Raw genomic sequence first — 21545 nt, forward strand, 5'->3', positions numbered from 1 at the left:
TCACATCGTATGCTCATCGTTTAAGGAAGCAGCGAGGGAATTTGGATCTATGTAGATGCTGAATAAGCAAAAGTTGATTTCTTTATATGTATCAACATGCAAAAAACAGATCTCGTGATCACATAGGATATGGTGCTTGCTAGTCTTCTTGTGAAAAAGTGCATATGTATTGTCTCCATGAGGTACATTTGTAATAGATGAGCAAATGGATACAATTTTATATAATTAGGTACGTATCTGCGAAATTACGCAGAAAAGAGTCTGCAAAATCGCTGGATAACGTGATCGACAACATTTTCTAATAAGTTTAGAAAAAATATTGTCGAATTATAAAGGAATTTTTTAATTTATATCGAATACAAAATACGACACGGAGATGGAGTTATGGGGAACAGAATTCCTGAAGAAGTTGTTGAACAAATTCGGACGTCATCCGATATTGTCGAAGTGATTGGTGAATACGTTCAACTTAGAAAACAGGGACGTAACTATTTCGGCCTTTGTCCGTTTCATGGTGAGAATTCTCCTTCATTCTCTGTTTCATCTGATAAGCAAATTTTTCATTGCTTCGGATGTGGAGAAGGTGGAAATGTATTTTCCTTTCTAATGAAAATGGAAGGACTGGCTTTTACCGAAGCTGTTCAAAAGCTAGGTGAAAGAAATGGAATTGCGGTTGCAGAGTATACATCAGGGCAAGGACAACAAGAAGACATATCTGATGACACTGTCATCATGCAACAGGCTCATGAACTTTTAAAAAAGTATTATCATCATTTATTAGTAAATACAGAAGAAGGAAATGAAGCACTTTCGTATTTGTTAAAACGTGGTATTACAAAAGAGATGATTGAGAAGTTTGAAATTGGTTATGCGTCACCTGCTTGGGATGCAGCAACGAAAATTTTACAAAAAAGAGGTTTATCGTTGTCTAGTATGGAACAAGCTGGTCTTCTCATAAGAAGCGAGAAGGATGGTAGTCATTATGATCGCTTCCGTGGACGAGTTATGTTCCCAATCTATACGTTACAAGGTAAAGTGATAGCGTTTAGTGGAAGGGCGTTAGGAGATGACACTCCGAAATATTTAAATAGTCCAGAAACACCAATTTTTCACAAAAGTAAATTGTTGTATAACTTCCATCAAGCAAGGCCGTTTATTAGAAAACGTGGGCAAGTGGTCCTTTTTGAAGGGTATGCCGACGTACTAGCTGCGGTAAAAAGTGGTGTGGAAGAAGCTGTTGCGACAATGGGAACAGCTTTAACTGAAGAACAAGCAAAACTTCTGCGACGTAACGTTGAAACTGTTGTTCTTTGCTATGATGGTGATAAAGCAGGGCGAGAAGCGACGATGAAAGCAGGGCAATTATTGTTGCAAGTTGGTTGCCAAGTGAAAGTTACATCCTTGCCAGATAAGCTTGATCCTGATGAATATGTGCAACAATATGGGACAACTGCTTTTGAAAATCTTGTGAAATCAAGTATAAGTTTTGTTGGTTTTAAAATAAATCATTTGCGTTTAGGGAAAAATTTGCAAGATGAGTCGGGCAAAGAAGAGTATGTGAAAAGTGTTTTAAAAGAGTTATCGTTGTTACAGGATGCGATGCAGGCAGAATCATATTTGAAGTCATTATCGCAAGAATTTTCGTATTCAATGGAAACACTTTTGAATCAATTGCACCAATATCGCAAAGAACAAAAGGTACAACAAAAACAAGTAAAGCAGGTTTCTAAGCCGTCTCAAATTGTTCAAACAAAACCGAAGTTAACAGGTTTTGAAAGGGCTGAAAGAGAAATTATTTACCATATGTTGCAAAGTCCAGAAGTGGCCGTTCGTATGGAATCCCACATAGAAGATTTTCATACAGAAGAACATAAAGGGATTTTATATGAACTATACGCATATTATGAAAAGGGAAATGAACCTTCAGTCGGAACATTTTTAAGTTGGCTCTCTGATGAAAAGTTGAAAAATATTATTACTGATATTTCGACGGATGAATTTATTAATCCAGAATACACAGAAGAAGTGTTACAAGGCCATTTGGAGACGCTTAGACGTCATCAAGAAAAACTTGAAAAGATGGAAATCATCTTCAAGATAAAACAAATGGAAAAGACAGATCCTGTAGAGGCTGCTAAATATTATGTAGCATATTTACAAAATCAAAAAGCGAGAAAATAGCTTTTTTGATAAATTTTTAGTATAATGAATGTTTGTATCTCGCGTAAGGAGGGGAACAGATGGCTGACAAACCAGCTCGTTCTAAACAAATTGAAACTGAAATGACCCTTGAGCAAGTGAAAGAACAACTCACTGAGCTCGGAAAAAAACGTGGCGTTCTTACATATGAAGAGATTGCAGAACGCATGAATGGATTTGAAATTGAATCCGATCAAATGGATGAATACTATGAATATTTAGGTGAACAAGGGATTGACTTAGTTGGTGACAATGACAACGACGAAGGCCCTAATAATCGCCAAATAGCAAAATCGGAAGAAGAATTCGACCTCAATGATTTAAGCGTACCACCAGGGGTTAAAATCAACGATCCTGTTCGTATGTATTTAAAAGAAATTGGTCGTGTAGATTTACTATCTGCAGAAGAAGAAATTCGACTTGCAACGCGCATTGAAGAAGGCGATGAAGAAGCGAAACGTCGTCTTGCAGAAGCAAACTTACGTCTTGTAGTAAGTATTGCAAAGCGCTACGTGGGCCGTGGCATGCTTTTCTTAGACTTAATCCAAGAAGGGAATATGGGTCTAATTAAAGCGGTTGAAAAGTTCGATTATCGTAAAGGTTTCAAATTTAGTACGTATGCAACTTGGTGGATTCGCCAAGCAATTACACGTGCGATTGCAGACCAAGCAAGAACAATTCGTATCCCAGTTCATATGGTTGAAACGATTAATAAGTTAATTCGTGTACAACGTCAATTATTACAAGATTTAGGACGTGAACCATCTCCTGAAGAGATTGGTGAAGAAATGGATCTTGCTCCAGAAAAAGTACGTGAAATCTTAAAAATTGCACAGGAGCCAGTTTCTCTTGAAACACCGATTGGTGAAGAAGATGACTCCCATTTAGGTGATTTCATTGAAGACCAAGAAGCAACATCACCTGCGGACCATGCAGCGTATGAATTGCTAAAAGAACAATTAGAAGATGTGTTAGATACACTAACAGATCGTGAAGAAAATGTTCTACGTCTTCGTTTTGGTTTAGATGATGGACGAACTCGTACGCTTGAAGAAGTTGGGAAAGTATTCGGCGTAACGAGAGAACGTATCCGTCAAATTGAAGCAAAAGCATTACGTAAATTGAGACATCCAAGCCGTAGTAAGCGCCTTAAGGATTTCTTAGAATAGGCTACCTTTAAGTTTACTTCACCTTTGTGAAGTAAACTTTTTTATTTTGTTAATTTTTGTTAAACTTTAACTGTCAGCAACGATTACAATTTCTTGTAATTTATTTTACAGAATTGTCTTTTGATTTGCAAATGCTCATTTTTCGATTTTTCGATTAATTTTGTTTATTCTATACAAAAATATATGTAGAAAAGTGAAAAATATGATGAGAAACGTTAGTAATTATCGAAATAATAAGCGATATAACAATAAAAAACAATAAACTGAATTTATGGAATATTTTTAACGATTAGTAGTTTACTCTTTTCTGATAGAGCGTTTTCAAGTACAATGGAAATGACTGAATCATCTAACTATTTAGGGGTATAGAGGGGGGAGAAGAGATATGAAACGTAATCCGCTGATTCCGTTCGCTCTTATTGCAGCATTGGGTATTATCGTTATGTTTGTATTTTCATTTCAGGGGCTAAATAAATCTAAAGAGTTAGCTGATGCAAAAAATGGCGGGAAACCAGCACAAACAGCATCCAAGCCAGAGGATATTGTGAAGCAAAGCTGTACGAGCTGCCACGGTGATCAATTACAAGGGGCGGTAGGACCTAATTTACAAAAAATTGGTGGGAAACTTTCAAAGGATGAAATTAAAGAAATTCTTTCGAAAGGAAAAGGCAATATGCCTGCCAATATAGTTCCAGCTGATCAAGCTGCTAAAGTAGCTGATTGGTTATCGAAGAAAAAATAAAGTTCCGTATGACAAGCCTTTTGCTTAAGCAAAAGGCTTGTTTTTCTATATTTTCTAAAATACGATGAATGATAGAGAAGTGAATTGTTGTTATGGGCTTGCAACAACTACTATAAATTCATTATCATGGAGACAGACTGACAAGAGAAGGAGTAATGGAAATACATGAATGAAGTAAAGCTTTCGAAACGATTAGAAGAGGTTGTGCGTGAAATACCAGTAGGATCTACAGTTGCTGATATTGGATCGGATCATGCGTATTTACCGTGTTATACAATTATAAATAATATTGCTACTAAAGCAGTTGCTGGAGAGGTTGTAGATGGACCATTTCGTTCTGCGCAGGCAACTGTAGCTGAAAGTGGCTTACAAGATAAAGTAGATGTGCGTAAAGGGAATGGATTAGCTGTTATCGCGCCAGGAGAAGTAGATGTAATTACGGTTGCCGGAATGGGCGGAGCGTTAATTCGTGATATTTTAGAAAGTGGTAAAGAAAAATTAGAAGGTGTAACACGTTTAATTTTACAGCCGAATATTGCAGCGCATCACATTCGTGAATGGTTTATTGAGAATGGATGGGAGCTTATCCATGAAAAAATCGTAAAAGAAGATGGGAAAATTTACGAGATTTTAGTAGGGGAGCGAGGAAATATCATGGTTCCTTACTCTGAAAATAAACAGGCTGAATTATTTATGGGACCATTTTTAATGAAAGAAAAAAGTGAAGCTTTCGTTGAAAAGTGGGAAGGAGAATTAAAAAACTTCCAAAATATTTTAAAGCAGTTAGAACGTGCGGCTGATTCTGAAGAAACAAAAGCGAAGCGTGCGGAAGTAGAAGCGAAAATGAAAATGATAGGGGAGGTTTTATCATGAGTAAAATTCCAAATGGCCATGAAATTATTTCGTTATTTGAAAGTATGTATCCGAAGCATTTGGCGATGGAAGGAGATAAGATTGGCCTGCAAATTGGGGCGCTTAATAAACCCGTGCAGCACGTATTAATTGCGTTAGATGTAACGGAAGAAGTTGTGGATGAAGCAATTCAATTAGGAGCGAATGTCATTATTGCGCATCACCCTTTAATTTTTAACCCACTAAAAGCGATTCATACAGATAAGGCGTATGGGAAAATTATTGAAAAGTGTATGAAAAATGATATTGCAATCTATGCAGCGCATACAAATGTGGATGTTGCTAAGGGCGGGGTAAATGATTTACTTGCTGAGGCGTTAGGATTGCAAAATACAGAAGTTTTGGCACCGACATACGCAGAAGAAATGAAAAAAATCGTAGTGTTTGTGCCTGAAACTCATGCAGAAGAAGTAAGAAAAGCATTAGGAGATGCAGGTGCTGGTCATATCGGCAATTATAGCCACTGTACGTTTAGCAGTGAGGGTACAGGCATGTTTATGCCTCAAGAGGGAACAAATCCTTATATCGGGGAAACTGGGCAGTTAGAACGCGTAGAAGAAGTGCGAATCGAAACGATTATTCCAGCTTCATTCCAGCGAAAAGTGATTAAAGCAATGGTAACGGCACATCCATATGAAGAAGTAGCATATGATGTGTATCCACTTGATAACAAAGGTGAAACGTTAGGGCTTGGAAAAATAGGGTATTTACAAGAAGAAATGACACTTGGACAGTTTGCGGAACATGTAAAGCAATCGTTAGATGTAAAGGGTGCGCGAGTTGTTGGGAAATTAGATGATAAAGTGCGCAAAGTAGCTGTACTTGGTGGCGATGGTAACAAATACATCAATCAAGCTAAATTTAAAGGTGCGGATGTATATGTAACAGGTGACATGTATTATCACGTGGCTCATGATGCGATGATGCTCGGTTTAAATATCGTCGACCCAGGACATAATGTTGAAAAGGTAATGAAGCAAGGTGTACAAAAGCAATTACAAGAAAAAGCAGATGCAAAGAAACTGAATGTACATATTCATGCTTCGCAGTTACATACAGATCCATTTACATTTGTATAAGAAAAATAAAAACCGTTGCTCATATAGGCAACGGTTTTTATTATTGTTCTTTTTTCACTTTTACACGAGGTAATATTTTTTGTAATGGTACTTTTCGAACCCTTTCCCATGTAGCAGGATTCATTGGGTCATATTGCTCTAAGAAAGCGATAACCTCTTTTGTAATTGGTGTTGGAGTAGAAGCACCTGCTGTAACAGCTACGTTCTCGACACCTTGTAGCCATTCTAATTTGATTTCACTTACGTCTGCAACGCGGTATGCTTTCGTACCAGCGATTTCTTGTGATACTTGTGCTAAACGGTTTGAGTTATTACTTTTCGGATCACCAACAACAATTGTTAAGTCTGCAACATCAGCTTGTTTGGCAACCGCTTCTTGGCGAACTTGAGTTGCTAAACAAATTTCCTTATGGAATTCTGCTGTTGGGAATTTCTTCTGAATGTCCTCCATTAAATGTTGAACATCCCATTGACTCATCGTTGTTTGATTTGTAACTAAAATTTTATCGGTTGGAATTTCTAATGTTTTTAAATCATCGGCTCTTTCGATAAGATGAACGATATCAGGTGCGATACCAACTGCGCCTTCTGGTTCTGGATGATTTTTTTTGCCGATATAAATGACATGGTAACCTTCAGCTTTCTTTGCTTCAATAAGGTCATGTGTTTTTGTAACATCTGGGCAAGTGGCATCAATTGTTGTTAAACCTTTTTCTTTTGCACGTTGTTTAACTTCTGGAGAAACACCGTGTGCAGTGAAAATAACAGTACCAGAATCGATTTTATCTAAAATGTCTAATCGACTTGGACCATCTAATGTAATGATGCCATCTTCTTCGAATGCATCTGTTACATGTTTGTTGTGAACAATCATACCTAAAATATAAATAGGTCTTGGTAATGATGTATCTAATGCGGCGTTACGTGCAATAACCATCGCGTCCACAACACCGTAGCAATAACCACGAGGGGAAATTTTAACAATTTTCATATGAGTAATCCTCTCCTTCTAAACAAGGGATACTTTTGTGCATAGTCCTTTACATTATAAAGGAGGAGTGGATAGAAAACAAAGGATTGTTACACATATAGTTTTGGTTTTGTTGCTATTTTTTGAACAGGCTCCTCTCGTACTTCTTTTTCTATGACTGGCTCAATCACCATTTTTTTTCTTTTTCTTTTTTTTTGTGGAGGAGGTGGAGTTGCTACCTCAACCTTTTCTGTTAAATCTTCAGTTTGATCTTCGGTTGGATTTTCTTCCGTACTTTTTCCAGAGGTGAGGATTTTAACAATGGTTGGTAGGTTACGCATAATAGGACCGTACTGTTCGACGACAGGGCTTACAGATTGAACGACTTGTGATACCTTTTCGATATTATTTATCATATTAGTTGGATTCGAAATTAAATTCGAAAAAAAACTACCGATGCCGCTACTTGATGCGGCTGGAGTTGCTGCACCGCCGCGCGTTTCGTTTGATTCATACATTTGAGGAGGGATCATTTGCTCGGGATGCTGCTGCATGTATGGTTGATATTGCTGTTGCTGTTGATATTGCTGCGGGTATTGTTGCTGATATTGTTGCTGATATTGCTGTTGATATTGCTGTCGATATTGGGGTGGCGATTGCTGGTGCATCATTGGCGGCGGTCCTTCCATTTGTCGATAAGGCGGAACCATTTGCATGAAAGGTTCGGTTGGATCGTGTTTTTTAAAGAGTTTAGCAAGAAACCCTTTCTTTTTTTGTGCCATTGGTGGTAGTTGTGGGATTGGATATGGTGTATAAGGTTGCTGCCCTGGATTCGGATACATTTGCCTCATGGGGGATTTTGGAAACATGTGAGAAATCCTCCTTTCTTCAGTTAGGTATATACACATACAATATGCAATAAGTGGGAAGAAGGTTAGTTTTTGAAGTAAAAACCTAAACTAAAGATGGATTTTACTTGTAGATTTCGATATAATGTAGACTTGACTGATTTGTGCGCGCAGTAGAAATTTAGAAAGAAGGTGTAACTTATGACACAACAAACTTTTACACAGTATGATTTTAAACCATTTTTAATAGATGCAGTTCGTGAACTACGCTTTACAGAGCCGACAGGAATTCAACAGAAAATTTTCCCGGTCGTGAAAAAAGGTGTAAGTGTAATTGGACAATCCCAAACAGGTTCTGGGAAAACACATGCATACTTACTTCCTACATTGAACAGAATTAACCCAGGTCGTGAAGAAGTACAACTTGTTATTACAGCGCCTACTCGTGAGTTAGCACAACAAATTTACGAAGAAATCGTGAAATTAACAAAGTTCTGTGCGGAAGATCAAATGATTACAGCGCGTTGTTTAATTGGTGGAACTGATAAACAACGATCAATTGAAAAGTTGAAAAAACAACCTCATATTGTAGTTGGAACACCAGGACGTATTAAAGACTTAGTAGAAGAACAAGCACTGTTTGTTCATAAAGCAAATACGATTATTGTCGATGAAGCAGACTTAATGCTTGATATGGGATTCATTCATGATGTAGATAAAATTGCAGCACGCATGCCTAAAAACTTGCAAATGCTAGTTTTCTCTGCAACAATTCCTCAAAAACTAAAACCGTTTCTGAAGAAATATATGGAGAATCCAGAGCATATTCATATCAATCCAAAACAAGTTGCAGCTGGAAATATTGAACATTATTTAGTTCCGTCTAAACATCGTAACAAAATCGATTTAGTGAATAAAATGTTGCTACAATTTAAACCGTATTTAGCAGTTGTTTTTACGAATACGAAGAAGATGGCGGATCAGGTTGCTGACGGATTAATGGAGCGCGGCTTAAAAGTTGGACGAATTCACGGAGATTTATCACCGCGTGATCGTAAAAAAATGATGAAACAAATTCGTGACCTAGAATTCCAATATATTGTTGCAACTGATTTAGCGGCACGTGGTATCGATATTGAAGGAATTAGTCATGTTATTAACTATGAGCTTCCATCAGATTTAGATTTCTTCGTTCACCGCGTTGGAAGAACAGCACGTGCAGGGCATTCAGGTATTGCAGTGACGATTTATGATCCAGCAAACGAAGAAGCGCTAGATAGTTTAGAAAAACAACGTCATATTGAGTTTAAACATGTAGATTTACGCGGAGATGAGTGGGCGGATTTAGGTGAACGCCGTCGTCGTAAGAGCCGTAAAAAACCAAATGATGAACTTGACGTTATGGCAACGAAAGTTATTAAAAAGCCGAAAAAAGTAAAACCAAACTATAAACGTAAACTTGCAACTGAACGTGACAAAGTGAAGAGAAAATATAGCAATAAAAAAAGATAAGGGATTTCCCTTATCTTTTTTTATTCAGCTATTTGTGAGAGCCGTAATCAATATGGATAGAAAATATTGATTAAAGTTTCGCTTCATCTAGATAATGTAAATGAAGAGTATAGTTTGTTTAAATAGTCATATAAATTTGTGTAGTGCGTTTTTTGTGAACAAACAATTCACTACATATTTCTACAAATTATGCTATCATTATATCTATTGTATATTGAAGAGGTGATTGTATGTTAAAGATTGGATCTCATGTTTCTATGAGTGGTAAGAAAATGTTATTAGCAGCAAGTGAAGAGGCTGTTTCATACGGTGCAACGACGTTTATGATTTATACAGGTGCACCGCAAAATACAAGAAGAAAACCAATTGAAGAATTGAACATAGAAGCAGGAAGAAAACATATGGAACAAAACGGTATCGAAGAGATTATCGTACATGCGCCATATATTATTAATGTTGGAAATACGACGAAGCCAGAAACATTCCAATTAGGTGTAGATTTCCTTCGGATGGAAATTGAGAGAACATCAGCATTAGGTGTGGCAAAACAAATCGTTCTTCACCCAGGTGCGCACGTTGGTGCAGGGGCAGACGCTGGTATTCAACAAATTATTAAAGGACTTAATGAAGTATTAACGCCAGATCAGACGGTGAACATTGCGTTAGAAACGATGGCAGGAAAAGGAACAGAATGCGGCCGTAGCTTTGAAGAAATTGCAAAAATTATTGATGGTGTAAAATATAATGAAAAACTATCAGTATGCTTTGATACATGCCATACGCACGATGCAGGATATGACATTGTAAATGACTTTGACGGTGTATTAAACGAATTTGATAAGATTGTTGGTATCGATCGTTTACAAGTACTTCATATTAATGATAGTAAAAATGTACGCGGCGCAGGAAAAGACCGTCATGAAAATATTGGTTTCGGTCATATCGGCTATAAAGCGTTGCATCATATTGTGCATCATCCGCAGTTAACGCACGTACCAAAAATTCTGGAAACGCCATATGTAGGTGAAGATAAAAAAGATAAGAAGCCACCGTATAAATTAGAAATCGAAATGCTGAAAAATGGTACTTTTGATGAAGGACTTCTTGAAAAAATTAAAGCGCAATAAGGAGGGGAATATCCCCTCCTTATTTTAGTAGTTGCTGAAATAAAGTATTTACTTGTTGGGCAGTAGCGGGCGAGGTTACTTGAGCTATTTGTTTTAAGAGCGCTAGTCGTTCGTCATTATCGTAAATGTTAATATTCTTTCCTTTCATAAGTCCAACAATTTGATCAGCTTGTGCAGTCGTAATTGGAACGTCATATTCTTTACTATATTTCAATAATTCCTTTGTAGAAATATGATTTAATTTTTTATTTACAAGTTGTTTAATGAGGTTCATCGAGGTATCCTCCTTCACACGTTCTTCTATCGAAATATATGAGTACGTAGCTTGTACATATTCGTATAGAGTTTCTTTTTTCATGAGAAAAAGAAGCGTATGTTATAATATAAGGACAAAACTATAGAAAAAGAGTATAGGGAGGACTTATGGAGCAAAAGCAACATCGAAAAGAAAGTGTTATCCATCTTATTTATCGTTTAGTTATGATTATTTTTGGGGCAGCATGCGCAGCGGTAGCAATTGAATTGTTTTTAATGCCAAATAAAATTATTGATGGTGGAATTATTGGTATTTCTCTTATATTAGATTATCTTACTCCTAACATTTGGTGGTTAAGTTTTTCTACTTTGGTCGTTATTCTCAATATCCCATTTATGTATTCGGGTTATAAGCAAATCGGAAAAACGTTCATGCTATCTTCGGCGTTCGGTATTGTAGCTTTAGCGTTTATTGAATCAACGTTACATGCTGTGCCGCCATTTACAACAGAGCCAATTTTAGCTACAGTGTTTGGTGGTCTTATTTTAGGTCTTGGTGTAGGGCTCGTTATTCGTCATGGTGGATCAATGGACGGAACAGAAATTATGGGTATTTTATTAACGAAGAAATTACCTTTCTCCGTTGGCGAATTTGTAATGTTTGTGAACTTATTTATTTTTGCATGGGCAGCATTTGTATTTGGTGTTGAACAAGCGATGTATTCTGTTATGACGTACTACATTGCATTCAAAACAATTGATACAGTCATTCAAGGTTTAGATGAAACGAAAGCTGTTTTAATTGTATCAGATCAATATGAGGAAGTATCAAATGCGATTTTGCATCGTCTTGGTCGTGGAACTACAAAGCTTGTAGCGAAAGGCGGTTACACGGATAAAGAAAAAGAAGTGATTTATGCAGTTGTAACACGTCTAGAAGTGACAAAGTTAAAATCAATTGTGTATGAAATTGATGCGAATGCGTTTGTTACGATTATGAGTACACAAGAGACAAATGGTGGTAAGTTTAAATCAGCTATTCACTAAAAAATTAATTATAATATCTTTTGAAAGCAGAGAATTTTTCTCTGCTTTTTGTTATAATAGTAAGGTTTCTTGAAAAAGTAGATATATTTTAGGCAGATTGGTTTACAACTATAATAAGCTGTACTATAATTCAAATAGATATAAATCGGAATCATTCTGAATTAAAATAGGTGAGATGCTATGAACAATATATTAGAAATAGAAGGATTGTCATTTCGATATGAAGATCGAAATGTGTTAGAAGATATAAATTTGCAAGTTCCGAAGGGAGCTTTTTTAGGTTTAGTTGGGCCAAATGGTTCAGGGAAATCAACTTTGCTAAAATGTTTATTAGGCGTTTTAAAGCCAAAACAGGGAAGCATTCGTTTGTTTGGTGTTGATAGTAAGAAGTTTAAAGAATGGAACAAAGTTGGTTATGTGTCGCAAAAGGCAAATAGCTTTAATTCTGGTTTTCCGGCAACTGTGTTTGAAGTTGTGTCAATGGGACTCGTTTCGAAAAAAGGGTTGTTCCGCTTTTTTACGAAAAACGATAAGAAAAAGGTAGAAAAAGCGATTGCTGATGTAGGAATGAGTGAGTTTCAAGGACGTAATATTGGAGAACTTTCTGGTGGACAACAACAGCGCGTATTTATTGCCCGTGCGCTCGTTAGTGATCCTGAATTACTTATTTTGGACGAGCCCACTGTTGGAATCGATGTGAAGAATGTAGAAAGTTTTTATGAGATATTAGAGGATTTAAACAAAAGGCTAGGAATTACATTAATTCTCGTTACGCATGATATGGGAGCTGTTACCGAGAAGGTAACACATGTTGCATGCTTAAACCAACATTTACATTTCCATGGAAATGTAGAAAAGTTCCGAGAGTTAGAAGATGCAGAAATGTCCGTCTTATATGGACATCATGTTCATCGTTTAGAACACGAGCATGAGCATCACGGGAGGATATAATGATACAAGATTTTTTACAATATGACTTTTTACGTAACTCTTTATATGCAGGGATTTTAATAGGACTTGTTGCGCCGCTTATCGGTGTATTTGTTGTCATTCGTCGTATGTCGCTTATTGCAGATGCGTTAAGTCACGTGACATTATCGGGTATTGCTGCAAGTTTATTACTAGAAAAAACAATTTTCACAGGAGGATTTTTAAATCCGTTATATATGGGTATGATTTTTTCTATGGGTGGGGCGTTACTTATTGAAAAACTACGTACTGTATATAAACATTATCAAGAATTAGCAATTCCAATTATTCTTTCAGCAGGAATGGGGATTGGCGTTATTTTTATTTCACTTGCAAATGGATTTAACACAGATTTATTTAGTTATTTATTTGGTAGTGTAAGTGCTGTAACAAGTACGGATTTAATAATCATTGGCATTGTAGCAATTGTTGTTATTGTAACGATTACTTTATTATACAAAGAGCTGTTTTTACTATCGTTCGATGAGGAATACGCTGTATCAACCGGTTTGAGTGCAAAGTGGATTCACTTTATTTTCATTATATTGGTTGCGCTTGTCATTGCGGTATCAATGCGTGTAGTAGGGGTTCTTCTCGTATCATCATTAATGACGTTACCAGTTGCAGCAAGTATTCGTATTGCGAATGGATTTAAACAAACAATTTTCTTCTCCATTTTATTTGGTGAAATTGCAGTAATTGGTGGAATGTTTGCTTCGTATCAACTTGATTTAGCACCAGGTGGTACAATTGTTATGATAGCGGTTCTTATTTTAATTGGTGCGATTTTATGGAAAAAGAAAAAAACTGCATAAAGTAGGGATAGATATGAATCTAACAGAAGCTTTACGCCTAATGAAAGATAAAGGATACAAACATACTGGGAAAAGGGAAGAAATGCTCAGGTTATTTGCAGCTCACAATCGTTATTTAACGGCGAAGGACGTTTTAGAGCATATGAAGGATGATTATCCAGGTCTTAGTTTTGACACGATTTATCGTAACTTAACGGTGTTTGCTGAAATCGGTGTTTTAGAACAAACGGAATTAAACGGTGAAAAACATTTTCGTTTTACATGTTCTATTATGGAACATCATCATCATTTCATTTGTTTAGATTGCGGAGGGACGAAAGAGATTACTTCTTGCCCGATGGATTTTATGAATAAAGATTTTAACGGTTATGAAGTAACTGGTCATAAGTTTGAAATATACGGCCGTTGTCCAAAATGTGCAAAGTAAAAGCTCGTCAGTTCTATAACTGACGAGCTTTTTTACGTAGAAAAGAAGGTTGCTCACAAATATAGTGGGCAACCTTCTTTTTATTGTTCTTGTGTTTCTTTTTATTGTTCTTGTGTTTCTTTTTCTTTTTCTCGTTCAGCAGCCATTTCAGCAGCAATTACGTCGATTTCTTTTTTCAGTTCTTCTACCATTATTTCTTCTGGTACTTTACGAACGACTTGCCCTTTACGGAATAATAGTCCTTCTCCGCGTGCGCCGGCAATACCGATATCAGCTTCACGAGCTTCACCAGGACCATTTACAGCGCAGCCAAGTACTGCAACTTTAATTGGTACTTGTAGTGTAGAAATATATTCTTCCACTTCGTTAGCGATACTAATTAAATCAATTTCAATACGACCGCAAGTTGGACAAGAAATAAGTGTTGCTGCATTAGATGCAAGGCCGAATGACTTTAATAGTTCACGCGCAACTTTTACTTCTTCAACTGGGTCAGCACTTAATGAAATACGTAGTGTATTTCCGATACCTTTACTTAAGATTGCTCCAAGACCAGCGGCACTTTTTACAGTTCCGGCAAATAACGTTCCAGATTCTGTGATACCTAAATGTAGTGGATAATCAAAAGCACGTGCAGCTTTTTCGTATGCTTCAATTGCCAAGTTAACATCAGAGGCTTTCATAGATACGATAATATCATGGAAATCTAAGTCCTCTAAAATTTTAATGTGATGTAGGGCGCTCTCAACCATACCATCTGCAGTTGGGTATCCGTACTTTTCTAAAATGTGACGCTCTAATGAACCTGCGTTTACACCGATACGGATTGGAATACCACGTTCTTTTGCTGCATTTACAACAGCTTCTACTTTATGGCGACGACCAATGTTACCTGGATTGATACGTACTTTATCAATGCCGCCTTCAATTGCTTTTAAAGCAAGGCGATAATCAAAATGAATATCAGCAACAAGTGGAATGTTGATTTGTTTTTTAATATCAGCAATAGCATTTGCTGCGCGTTCGTCTGGAACAGCAACACGCACGACTTGACAGCCAGCTTCTTCTAAACGTTTAATTTCAGCAACTGTTGCTTCAACATCATGTGTTTTTGTTGTTGTCATACTTTGTATAATTAATTCATTATTACCGCCAATTGTTAAATTACCGACTTTAACTGGACGTGTTTTTGTACGATGAGTCATTTCATTCACGAATAGATCGCTCTCCTTATAAAAGAAGTTTCTTATTTAGTCCCTTATATCAATGATAGTATACGTGATACAGGGCTATAGAAACCGAAGTGCTCGGTTTCACTTTTACTATTGTATCAGCGCCTTTATGTAATTGACAAGGATTAAGTGATTGCTTATTGATATAACGGGAATTTATAAGACTTTCCAAGTTGTATTTTTGTAGCAGATGTATTTTTATTTAATTGTTTAAAATCATCAATTACTTTTTCGATAGAAGGAATTTTCTTCTTATTGATCGCTTCTGTAATGGAAAGAACCGTATCACCTGTTTTGACTTCAATTGTTTTATAAGTGACATCTGTTTCTTTTTCCACTTTGTTTTCTTTCTTTTGTTTTGTATTTGTACTTTCTTGTTTTATCGTTTCGGCCGCATTTGTCTTTTTATATGAACTTAACATCGGTAAAGTGCCGATTTTTATATCGTAATAAAATATATAACCAAGCACAAGCACGAATAAGAATATACCTAATCTCTTCATATTCTTCACTCCTTTGCTAGGAATATATGCTTGTCCAAAAAAAAAATGCCTATTTAGGCATTTTTTTCGTTCGGCTTTGGAACTTCTTTAATTGTTAAGTATAGAACAATTAAAACAACTGCGATATAAATGAATGTTGAGCCAGGTACAACGATTTTGAATAAATCCATAATCATAAAGAAGATTGTTGGAATTGTGTAGCTGTAGGCAGTTAACGTCCATACTTGCTTATAAGATAATTTACGTTGACCACTCATAGCAGAACCGATAAACGCGAGTAAAGTAATTCCTAAGAAAGTAATGAACAATTGGAATAGATATACTAACACGCCGATAACAGCTAGTAAAATTGGATAAATACTATCGAATACAGAAATGAAATCTTGCAAATCTTTTTTCTCAAGAGATGTCCCTAATAAATCATTGTAGGAGTATGTTTGCGTCTGGCCATTTCCTATAGAAACTACTTTATCTTTTAAAATAAATAAACCAGTTTTATTTTGATACTTTTCGATATCTGTTGTATTTGGATCAAATACGAAAAGAGCATCTCCCTCTTCTTTTTGAATAGGTTGTTCAATATCAGCTTTTAGTTCACCATTTTCGATTTTAAAATCAGGTAAATCTTTTTCAATTGCTTGATTTACCATAGTAACACTATCTTGGATAAAGCTACCGTAAAAGAATGTTCTTGGAATAGTAGTGATTAGACAAAGTAGCATAATATACAAAATGGTTTTTCCGATTTTTTGAAAACGGAATAGCGCCATATCTTTAGGCGAATATACGCTTTTGGCTAATTGGGTAAATATGGACATAGATTCACTTCCTTTATGTATGTATAAAATCATTGTAACGTAGGAATCTAGGGAATCTCAAGATATATTATATTTACATATAGTAGAGATAACTAAATTTCTTTTTATTAATTTTCTTCTTTTAAATGAGAAAAATACAATTGACACTTTTCTTTTCTATATGGTAAATTTATCTTACATTTCTTAAAGGATATATCCGATAGGAATTCCTTTATTTGATGTATTGTTACATACATAATTGTGGACCCTTAGCTCAGCTGGTTAGAGCAGACGGCTCATAACCGTCCGGTCGTAGGTTCGAGTCCTACAGGGTCCATATCCATTTCACGTGTTTATTATGTCAGTAGGAAGCTTCCTTGTAGAAGGGGGCTTTTTTTATGAAATATATGAGCATTTTAATTGAAAAGAAGTGGGAATTTTGCTACTTTAATGATAGCAAGACAATGTGATTTATTTGTTTGCACCCTATGGCAATTAGGGTAGAATGTAGTTGTATGTCACTTAAGTGGCAATACATAAACTGGGAGGAATATAACAATGGCAAAACACGAATTACCAAATTTACCTTATGCGTATGATGCTTTAGAGCCTCACTTTGACAAAGAAACAATGAACATCCATCATACAAAACACCATAACACGTACATCACAAACTTAAACGCTGCTTTAGAAGGTCATGCAGAATTAGCTGACAAAAGCGTAGAAGAATTAGTTGCAAACTTAAACGAAGTACCAGAAGCAATCCGTACAGCAGTACGTAACAATGGTGGCGGACATGCTAACCACACATTCTTCTGGACGATCTTATCTCCAAACGGCGGTGGACAACCAGTAGGCGAACTTGCAACTGCAATTGAAGCGAAATTCGGTAGCTTCGATGCATTCAAAGAAGAATTCGCAAAAGCTGGCGCGACTCGCTTCGGTTCTGGTTGGGCTTGGTTAGTAGTAAATAATGGTGAATTAGAAGTAACAAGCACGCCAAACCAAGATTCTCCTCTAACTGAAGGTAAAACGCCAGTTATCGGTTTAGATGTTTGGGAACATGCTTACTACTTAAATTATCAAAACCGTCGTCCAGACTACATCGGTGCATTCTGGAACGTTGTAGATTGGAACGCTGCTGAAAAACGTTACCAAGAAGCAAAATAATTGTAATAACGATAGAAAAAGCTAGGAGAATGCTCCTAGCTTTTTTCTATGCTTTCCTTTTACATAATTGGGCTTGTCTTTGGAAGACTAGAACATGAAGTAAAGGAGAGTTGTGTATGAAGTGGAAACATGTAATTGGTGACGTTGAAGTGAATCGGGATTTAGTGTTATTACTCCTTATTGGAGGTTTATACACGCTCGCAATTTCTTTATCGAATACGTTTGTTAACATTTATTTATGGAAACAAACACAAAATTATGTGAATCTCGGCTTGTATAATTTGGCCAGCGTTGTATTGCAGCCCCTCACATTTCTTATAGGTGGGAAATTAGCGAAGCGTATTGATCGCTCGATCTTGTTACGAATAGGCGTAGGCACGTTAGCAATTTTTTTTATCGTTGTTTTAGTAGCGGGAAAAAGCGCTTCTCACTATATTTTATTAATGGGGGCTCTTTTAGGAGTCGGATATGGTTTTTACTGGCTCGCGTTTAACTTATTAACATTTGAGATTACAGAACCAGAAACAAGAGATTTCTTTAACGGGTTTCTTGGGCTTCTTACATCCTTCTCTGGCATGATTGGACCGATAGCGGCTGGATACACAATTTCACGTATGGAGAAGTGGAGTGGTTATACGGTCATATTCTTCCTCTCGTTACTGTTATTCGCAATTGCTGTCGTTTTAAGCTTTTTTGTATCTAAGAGAGAATGTGAAGGGCGTTATGAGGTTACACAAGTTTTGAAAGAGCGACGGATTGATAAAAATTGGGGGAGAATTACACGTGCTCATTTTTTCCAAGGATTGAGAGAGGGAACATTCATTTTTGTTATTTCAGTATACGTGTACTTAGCAACCGATAGTGAGCTTGCATTAGGGAAATATAGCTTAGTAAATTCTGCTGTATCATTTGTATGTTACTATTTAGTTGCTCGTATGTTAAAGAAAGAGTGGCGAAAAAAAGCAATTTTACTTGGAGGCATTATTTTATATGCTGTCGTATTTTTAGTTATATTCAATGTTACATACACAAAATTACTTATTTATGCAGCATGCATTGCGATTGCATACCCTATTTTACTCGTTCCATATGGATCGATGACATATGATGTAATTGGTAGAGCGAAAAATGCGAGAGAGTGGCGTGTAGAGTATGTTGTTGTCCGAGAATTATGGTTAAATGCTGGGAGAATTTGTTCAGTTTTAAGTTTTTTATGTGCTGTATTATTCTTTCCGCCTGAAAAGAGTTTACCTTTCTTACTATGTATTTTAGGTGCTGGACATTTTCTTATTTATTTTGCAGTTAAAAATGTCAAATATGATGAAGGAAATGTAGGGAACACAAGTGTTGTAGCACAAGGAACCACGCAGAATCAAACAGAACCAGAAGGTTAACTTATCGTTTGTTTTATGCTAGAATAGAAAAAGATGTAAGACAGCAGTGAGGACACCTGTATGAAGGTGTCCCTTTCAAATTACATAGCTGTTGGTAGAGGGGGTTTGTATGGGCAAGAAGCAGAAACAACAAAAGAAAAAGACTCACGTTCCTTTTCGGTTAAACGTGCTGTTTTTCTGCGTGTTTTTAATGTTCTCCGCGGTTATTGTAAGGCTTGGTTATGTACAAATTGTTCGCGGTGAGGAATATAAGAATGAAGTGGAGAGGAAAGAAAACTCGACGATAAGTAATCCTGTACCACGTGGGAAAATATTTGACCGTTATGGGCGAGCTGTAGTAGATAATGCAGCTGTACGTACGATTACATTTACAAAAATGAAAGGATCAACTGCAGAGGCTCGCTTAGAAACAGCGAAAAGATTAGCAGATTTGATTGAAGTACCGACAGATAAATTAACAGATCGCGATAAAAAAGATTATTGGCTTGCTATTCATAAAGAAGAAGCGCAAGAAAAAATTACGAAAAAAGATCGTCAAGAGTTTAAAGATAAAAAAATTGACGATAAAGAATTAGATGAGCGTCAACGAAATCGCGTGACGGAAGAAGAAGTGAATCAATTATCCGCAAAAGATTTAGAAGTGCTAGCGATTAAAAGCAAAATGGACGGCGGATATGCGATGACGCCACAAGTCATTAAAAAGGATGCTACAGAACAAGAATATGCCATTATTAGTGAAAATCTAGCAACATTACCGGGTGTAGATACGAATGTTGATTGGGATCGAAAGTATATTTATGATGATTTATTCCGAAGTGTACTTGGTGGCGTGTCAACGTCTGATGAAGGTTTACCGAGAGAAAGACTAGATTACTATCTTGTTCGTGATTATAATCGAAATGACCGCGTAGGGAAAAGTTATCTTGAGCAGCAATATGAAGATAGTTTGCACGGTAATAAAGCGGAAGTGAGAAATATTACGGATAAAAACGGTAATATTTTAGAAACGATTAATGTATCAAAAGGGCAAAGTGGTAACAATCTGAATTTAACAATTGATATGGAATTACAAAAGCGTGTAGAAGAAATTATCACGAAAAATTTATTGAGATATAAAGGTGGACAACCTCTTTTAGATCGTGCATTCGTTGTAATGATGAATCCAAAAAATGGTGAAGTTTTATCTATGGCAGGGAAACAGTTAGTAGAAGAAAATGGCGAAACGAAAGTGCAAGATTTCGCATTAGGAACGATGACAAGTTCTTATCCGATGGGATCAACTGTAAAAGGTGCGACAGTACTTACTGGGTATCAGACAGGTGCCATTCAACCAGGTTCAGTTCAACTTGACGAACCAATCAGATTAAAGGGAACGCCACAAAAATCTTCTTGGAAGACGATGGGATACATTAATGATTTAACAGCATTAAAAATGTCTTCTAACGTATATATGTTTAAAACAGCGATGAATATCGCAGGTGTTCAATATGTAAGAGGTGGTACGTTAGATATACCACAAAAAGCATTTGATACGATGCGTTATTATTTCGGACAGTTTGGACTTGGTGTAAAAACAGGTATCGATTTACCAAATGAATCTGCGGGTCAAACAGGTAGAGGAAATCAGCCAGGTTTCTTATTAGATTTATCAATTGGGCAGTATGACACGTACACACCACTTCAATTAGCACAGTATGTTTCAACAATTGCAAATGGTGGTTACCGTATGCAGCCGCAAGTTGTAAAAGAAATTCGTCAACCGGAAGCGAAACAAGGCGAAGTTGGAAAAGTCGTTCACTCAATGGAACCAAAAGTACTAAACCGTATTGATATGCCTGAATCACAAATTAAACGTGTTCAGGAAGGATTTAGACAAGTATTTAATGAGTCTGGTGGTACAGCTGCGAAATACTTTACAGGCGCATCATATAAAGCTGCTGGTAAAACAGGTACAGCTCAAACTGTGTATGGCGGAGATAAAGAGATTGGTAGAAAAGCAAACGGTGAGCGTAAAGAAACATATAACTTAACGTTAGTAGGTTATGCGCCACTTGAAGACCCTGAAGTAGCATTTTCTGTTGTTGTACCTTGGGTAGATGATAAATCAGGTATTAACGGTTATATTAGTCGTGACATTATGGACGCGTACTTTGATTTGAAAAAGGTAGAAAATGGCGAAGCTACACAAGAGGAAATAGATAAGAAAAATAAAAAGCAAGATGATGAATAAAAAAGTTGTAAAAAAGCACACTATCTGAAAAGATAGTGTGCTTTTTTTTATGGTTCATGCATACGTTTTAATAAAGTGGACAAGCAGATTATATCGGAATTTTAAGGGACCTCGCAAATAATACGTATGCATTCACTATGGGAGTTAT

At 36.4% G+C, this 21545-nt stretch carries 20 protein-coding genes and 1 tRNA gene; 15 read left to right on the top strand and 6 right to left on the bottom strand.

Going from position 1 to position 21545, the window contains the following annotated elements; all coding sequences use genetic code 11:
• Window positions 1–384 precede the first annotated feature (384 nt).
• The 5 genes from dnaG to ACTFRS_RS14025 all read left to right on the top strand — a co-directional run bounded on the left by dnaG (window position 385) and on the right by ACTFRS_RS14025 (window position 6101).
• Window positions 385–2181, top strand: coding sequence for a DNA primase (gene dnaG, locus ACTFRS_RS14005; protein ID WP_048550869.1), 1797 nt, complete (start codon window positions 385–387; stop codon window positions 2179–2181).
• Window positions 2182–2240: 59 nt separating this feature from the next.
• Complete coding sequence (rpoD, locus tag ACTFRS_RS14010; RefSeq protein WP_000764060.1) at window positions 2241–3368, top strand: RNA polymerase sigma factor RpoD; 1128 nt, start codon at window positions 2241–2243, stop codon at window positions 3366–3368.
• Window positions 3369–3753: 385 nt separating this feature from the next.
• Window positions 3754–4110, top strand: a complete 357-nt coding sequence (gene cccA, locus ACTFRS_RS14015; RefSeq protein WP_000828141.1) for a cytochrome c550 — start codon at window positions 3754–3756, stop codon at window positions 4108–4110.
• Between the two features lie 165 nt (window positions 4111–4275).
• Window positions 4276–4983 (top strand): tRNA (adenine(22)-N(1))-methyltransferase, encoded by a 708-nt coding sequence (locus ACTFRS_RS14020; RefSeq protein WP_139866635.1) that lies wholly within the window; start codon window positions 4276–4278, stop codon window positions 4981–4983.
• Complete coding sequence (locus ACTFRS_RS14025) at window positions 4980–6101, top strand: Nif3-like dinuclear metal center hexameric protein (protein WP_139866637.1); 1122 nt, start codon at window positions 4980–4982, stop codon at window positions 6099–6101. The genes ACTFRS_RS14020 and ACTFRS_RS14025 overlap by 4 nt, the downstream gene beginning before the upstream one ends.
• A 40-nt stretch (window positions 6102–6141) precedes the next feature.
• On the opposite strand, the gene ACTFRS_RS14030 is transcribed toward ACTFRS_RS14025, so the two are convergent.
• Both ACTFRS_RS14030 and vrrA read right to left on the bottom strand, forming a co-directional pair.
• Window positions 6142–7092 carry a 4-hydroxy-3-methylbut-2-enyl diphosphate reductase gene (locus tag ACTFRS_RS14030; RefSeq protein WP_000706669.1) on the bottom strand — a complete coding sequence of 317 codons (951 nt, stop codon included), beginning with the start codon at window positions 7090–7092 and terminating at the stop codon, window positions 6142–6144.
• A gap of 89 nt (window positions 7093–7181) precedes the next feature.
• Entirely contained in the window at window positions 7182–7940 is a 759-nt protein-coding gene (gene vrrA / locus ACTFRS_RS14035; RefSeq protein WP_139866639.1) for a VrrA/YqfQ family protein, read from the bottom strand.
• Window positions 7941–8120: 180 nt separating this feature from the next.
• Between vrrA and ACTFRS_RS14040 the strand changes: the two genes are divergently transcribed.
• Together ACTFRS_RS14040 and ACTFRS_RS14045 are read left to right on the top strand one after the other, a co-directional pair.
• Window positions 8121–9431 (top strand): DEAD/DEAH box helicase, encoded by a 1311-nt coding sequence (locus ACTFRS_RS14040; RefSeq protein ID WP_000194030.1) that lies wholly within the window; start codon window positions 8121–8123, stop codon window positions 9429–9431.
• A gap of 230 nt (window positions 9432–9661) precedes the next feature.
• Window positions 9662–10558: a deoxyribonuclease IV gene (locus ACTFRS_RS14045; protein WP_000912466.1), complete on the top strand. Its 897-nt coding sequence runs from the start codon at window positions 9662–9664 to the stop codon at window positions 10556–10558.
• 19 nt (window positions 10559–10577) lie between these two features.
• On the opposite strand, the gene ACTFRS_RS14050 is transcribed toward ACTFRS_RS14045, so the two are convergent.
• Window positions 10578–10832 (bottom strand): DUF2624 domain-containing protein, encoded by a 255-nt coding sequence (locus ACTFRS_RS14050; protein ID WP_001048963.1) that lies wholly within the window; start codon window positions 10830–10832, stop codon window positions 10578–10580.
• Between the two features lie 149 nt (window positions 10833–10981).
• Between ACTFRS_RS14050 and ACTFRS_RS14055 the strand changes: the two genes are divergently transcribed.
• The 4 genes from ACTFRS_RS14055 to ACTFRS_RS14070 all read left to right on the top strand — a co-directional run bounded on the left by ACTFRS_RS14055 (window position 10982) and on the right by ACTFRS_RS14070 (window position 14071).
• Window positions 10982–11860, top strand: a complete 879-nt coding sequence (locus ACTFRS_RS14055) for a YitT family protein (RefSeq protein WP_000435958.1) — start codon at window positions 10982–10984, stop codon at window positions 11858–11860.
• A gap of 180 nt (window positions 11861–12040) precedes the next feature.
• The gene (locus tag ACTFRS_RS14060) at window positions 12041–12811 is read left to right on the top strand and encodes a metal ABC transporter ATP-binding protein (RefSeq protein WP_001059653.1); all 771 of its coding nucleotides are present in this window, start codon (window positions 12041–12043) and stop codon (window positions 12809–12811) included.
• Entirely contained in the window at window positions 12811–13644 is an 834-nt protein-coding gene (locus tag ACTFRS_RS14065) for a metal ABC transporter permease (RefSeq protein WP_000613827.1), read from the top strand. The genes ACTFRS_RS14060 and ACTFRS_RS14065 overlap by 1 nt, the downstream gene beginning before the upstream one ends.
• 13 nt (window positions 13645–13657) lie before the next feature.
• The gene (locus ACTFRS_RS14070) at window positions 13658–14071 is read left to right on the top strand and encodes a Fur family transcriptional regulator (protein WP_001054512.1); all 414 of its coding nucleotides are present in this window, start codon (window positions 13658–13660) and stop codon (window positions 14069–14071) included.
• Window positions 14072–14172: 101 nt separating this feature from the next.
• Here ACTFRS_RS14070 and ispG read toward each other — a convergent pair whose 3' ends face one another.
• From ispG to ACTFRS_RS14085, 3 genes are all read right to left on the bottom strand, one after another.
• Entirely contained in the window at window positions 14173–15276 is a 1104-nt protein-coding gene (gene ispG, locus ACTFRS_RS14075; protein WP_011040674.1) for a flavodoxin-dependent (E)-4-hydroxy-3-methylbut-2-enyl-diphosphate synthase, read from the bottom strand.
• 164 nt (window positions 15277–15440) lie between these two features.
• A complete protein-coding gene (locus ACTFRS_RS14080) occupies window positions 15441–15806 on the bottom strand; it encodes a hypothetical protein (RefSeq protein WP_139866641.1) in 366 nt (121 codons plus the stop codon).
• A gap of 53 nt (window positions 15807–15859) precedes the next feature.
• Window positions 15860–16624 (bottom strand): DUF1189 domain-containing protein, encoded by a 765-nt coding sequence (locus ACTFRS_RS14085; protein ID WP_000021903.1) that lies wholly within the window; start codon window positions 16622–16624, stop codon window positions 15860–15862.
• 242 nt (window positions 16625–16866) lie between these two features.
• On the opposite strand from ACTFRS_RS14085, the gene ACTFRS_RS14090 reads away from it, so the two are divergent.
• From ACTFRS_RS14090 to ACTFRS_RS14105, 4 genes are all read left to right on the top strand, one after another.
• Window positions 16867–16940 (top strand) — tRNA-Ile (locus tag ACTFRS_RS14090).
• A gap of 221 nt (window positions 16941–17161) precedes the next feature.
• A complete protein-coding gene (sodA, locus tag ACTFRS_RS14095) occupies window positions 17162–17773 on the top strand; it encodes a superoxide dismutase [Mn] (protein WP_001052031.1) in 612 nt (203 codons plus the stop codon).
• 116 nt (window positions 17774–17889) lie between these two features.
• Window positions 17890–19167 (top strand): MFS transporter, encoded by a 1278-nt coding sequence (locus tag ACTFRS_RS14100; protein WP_139866643.1) that lies wholly within the window; start codon window positions 17890–17892, stop codon window positions 19165–19167.
• 109 nt (window positions 19168–19276) lie between these two features.
• Entirely contained in the window at window positions 19277–21397 is a 2121-nt protein-coding gene (locus ACTFRS_RS14105; RefSeq protein WP_074601535.1) for a peptidoglycan D,D-transpeptidase FtsI family protein, read from the top strand.
• The last annotated feature ends 148 nt before the right edge of the window (window positions 21398–21545 follow it).

This window comes from Bacillus cereus group sp. MYBK139-1, assembly GCF_051916915.1.
GTDB classification, from domain to species: domain Bacteria; phylum Bacillota; class Bacilli; order Bacillales; family Bacillaceae_G; genus Bacillus_A; species Bacillus_A pacificus.

Coding starts and splice junctions, on each gene's coding strand:
- ACTFRS_RS14030 (WP_000706669.1), bottom strand. CDS start 7,092: ATGAAAATTGTTAAAATTTCCCCTCGTGGTTATTGCTACGGTGTTGTG.
- ACTFRS_RS14025 (WP_139866637.1), top strand. CDS start 4,980: ATGAGTAAAATTCCAAATGGCCATGAAATTATTTCGTTATTTGAAAGT.
- rpoD (WP_000764060.1), top strand. CDS start 2,241: ATGGCTGACAAACCAGCTCGTTCTAAACAAATTGAAACTGAAATGACC.
- ACTFRS_RS14080 (WP_139866641.1), bottom strand. CDS start 15,806: ATGAAGAGATTAGGTATATTCTTATTCGTGCTTGTGCTTGGTTATATA.
- sodA (WP_001052031.1), top strand. CDS start 17,162: ATGGCAAAACACGAATTACCAAATTTACCTTATGCGTATGATGCTTTA.
- dnaG (WP_048550869.1), top strand. CDS start 385: ATGGGGAACAGAATTCCTGAAGAAGTTGTTGAACAAATTCGGACGTCA.
- ispG (WP_011040674.1), bottom strand. CDS start 15,276: ATGACTCATCGTACAAAAACACGTCCAGTTAAAGTCGGTAATTTAACA.
- ACTFRS_RS14045 (WP_000912466.1), top strand. CDS start 9,662: ATGTTAAAGATTGGATCTCATGTTTCTATGAGTGGTAAGAAAATGTTA.
- cccA (WP_000828141.1), top strand. CDS start 3,754: ATGAAACGTAATCCGCTGATTCCGTTCGCTCTTATTGCAGCATTGGGT.
- ACTFRS_RS14085 (WP_000021903.1), bottom strand. CDS start 16,624: ATGTCCATATTTACCCAATTAGCCAAAAGCGTATATTCGCCTAAAGAT.
- ACTFRS_RS14055 (WP_000435958.1), top strand. CDS start 10,982: ATGGAGCAAAAGCAACATCGAAAAGAAAGTGTTATCCATCTTATTTAT.
- ACTFRS_RS14065 (WP_000613827.1), top strand. CDS start 12,811: ATGATACAAGATTTTTTACAATATGACTTTTTACGTAACTCTTTATAT.
- ACTFRS_RS14070 (WP_001054512.1), top strand. CDS start 13,658: ATGAATCTAACAGAAGCTTTACGCCTAATGAAAGATAAAGGATACAAA.
- ACTFRS_RS14020 (WP_139866635.1), top strand. CDS start 4,276: ATGAATGAAGTAAAGCTTTCGAAACGATTAGAAGAGGTTGTGCGTGAA.
- ACTFRS_RS14105 (WP_074601535.1), top strand. CDS start 19,277: ATGGGCAAGAAGCAGAAACAACAAAAGAAAAAGACTCACGTTCCTTTT.
- ACTFRS_RS14100 (WP_139866643.1), top strand. CDS start 17,890: ATGAAGTGGAAACATGTAATTGGTGACGTTGAAGTGAATCGGGATTTA.
- ACTFRS_RS14060 (WP_001059653.1), top strand. CDS start 12,041: ATGAACAATATATTAGAAATAGAAGGATTGTCATTTCGATATGAAGAT.
- vrrA (WP_139866639.1), bottom strand. CDS start 7,940: ATGTTTCCAAAATCCCCCATGAGGCAAATGTATCCGAATCCAGGGCAG.
- ACTFRS_RS14040 (WP_000194030.1), top strand. CDS start 8,121: ATGACACAACAAACTTTTACACAGTATGATTTTAAACCATTTTTAATA.
- ACTFRS_RS14050 (WP_001048963.1), bottom strand. CDS start 10,832: ATGAACCTCATTAAACAACTTGTAAATAAAAAATTAAATCATATTTCT.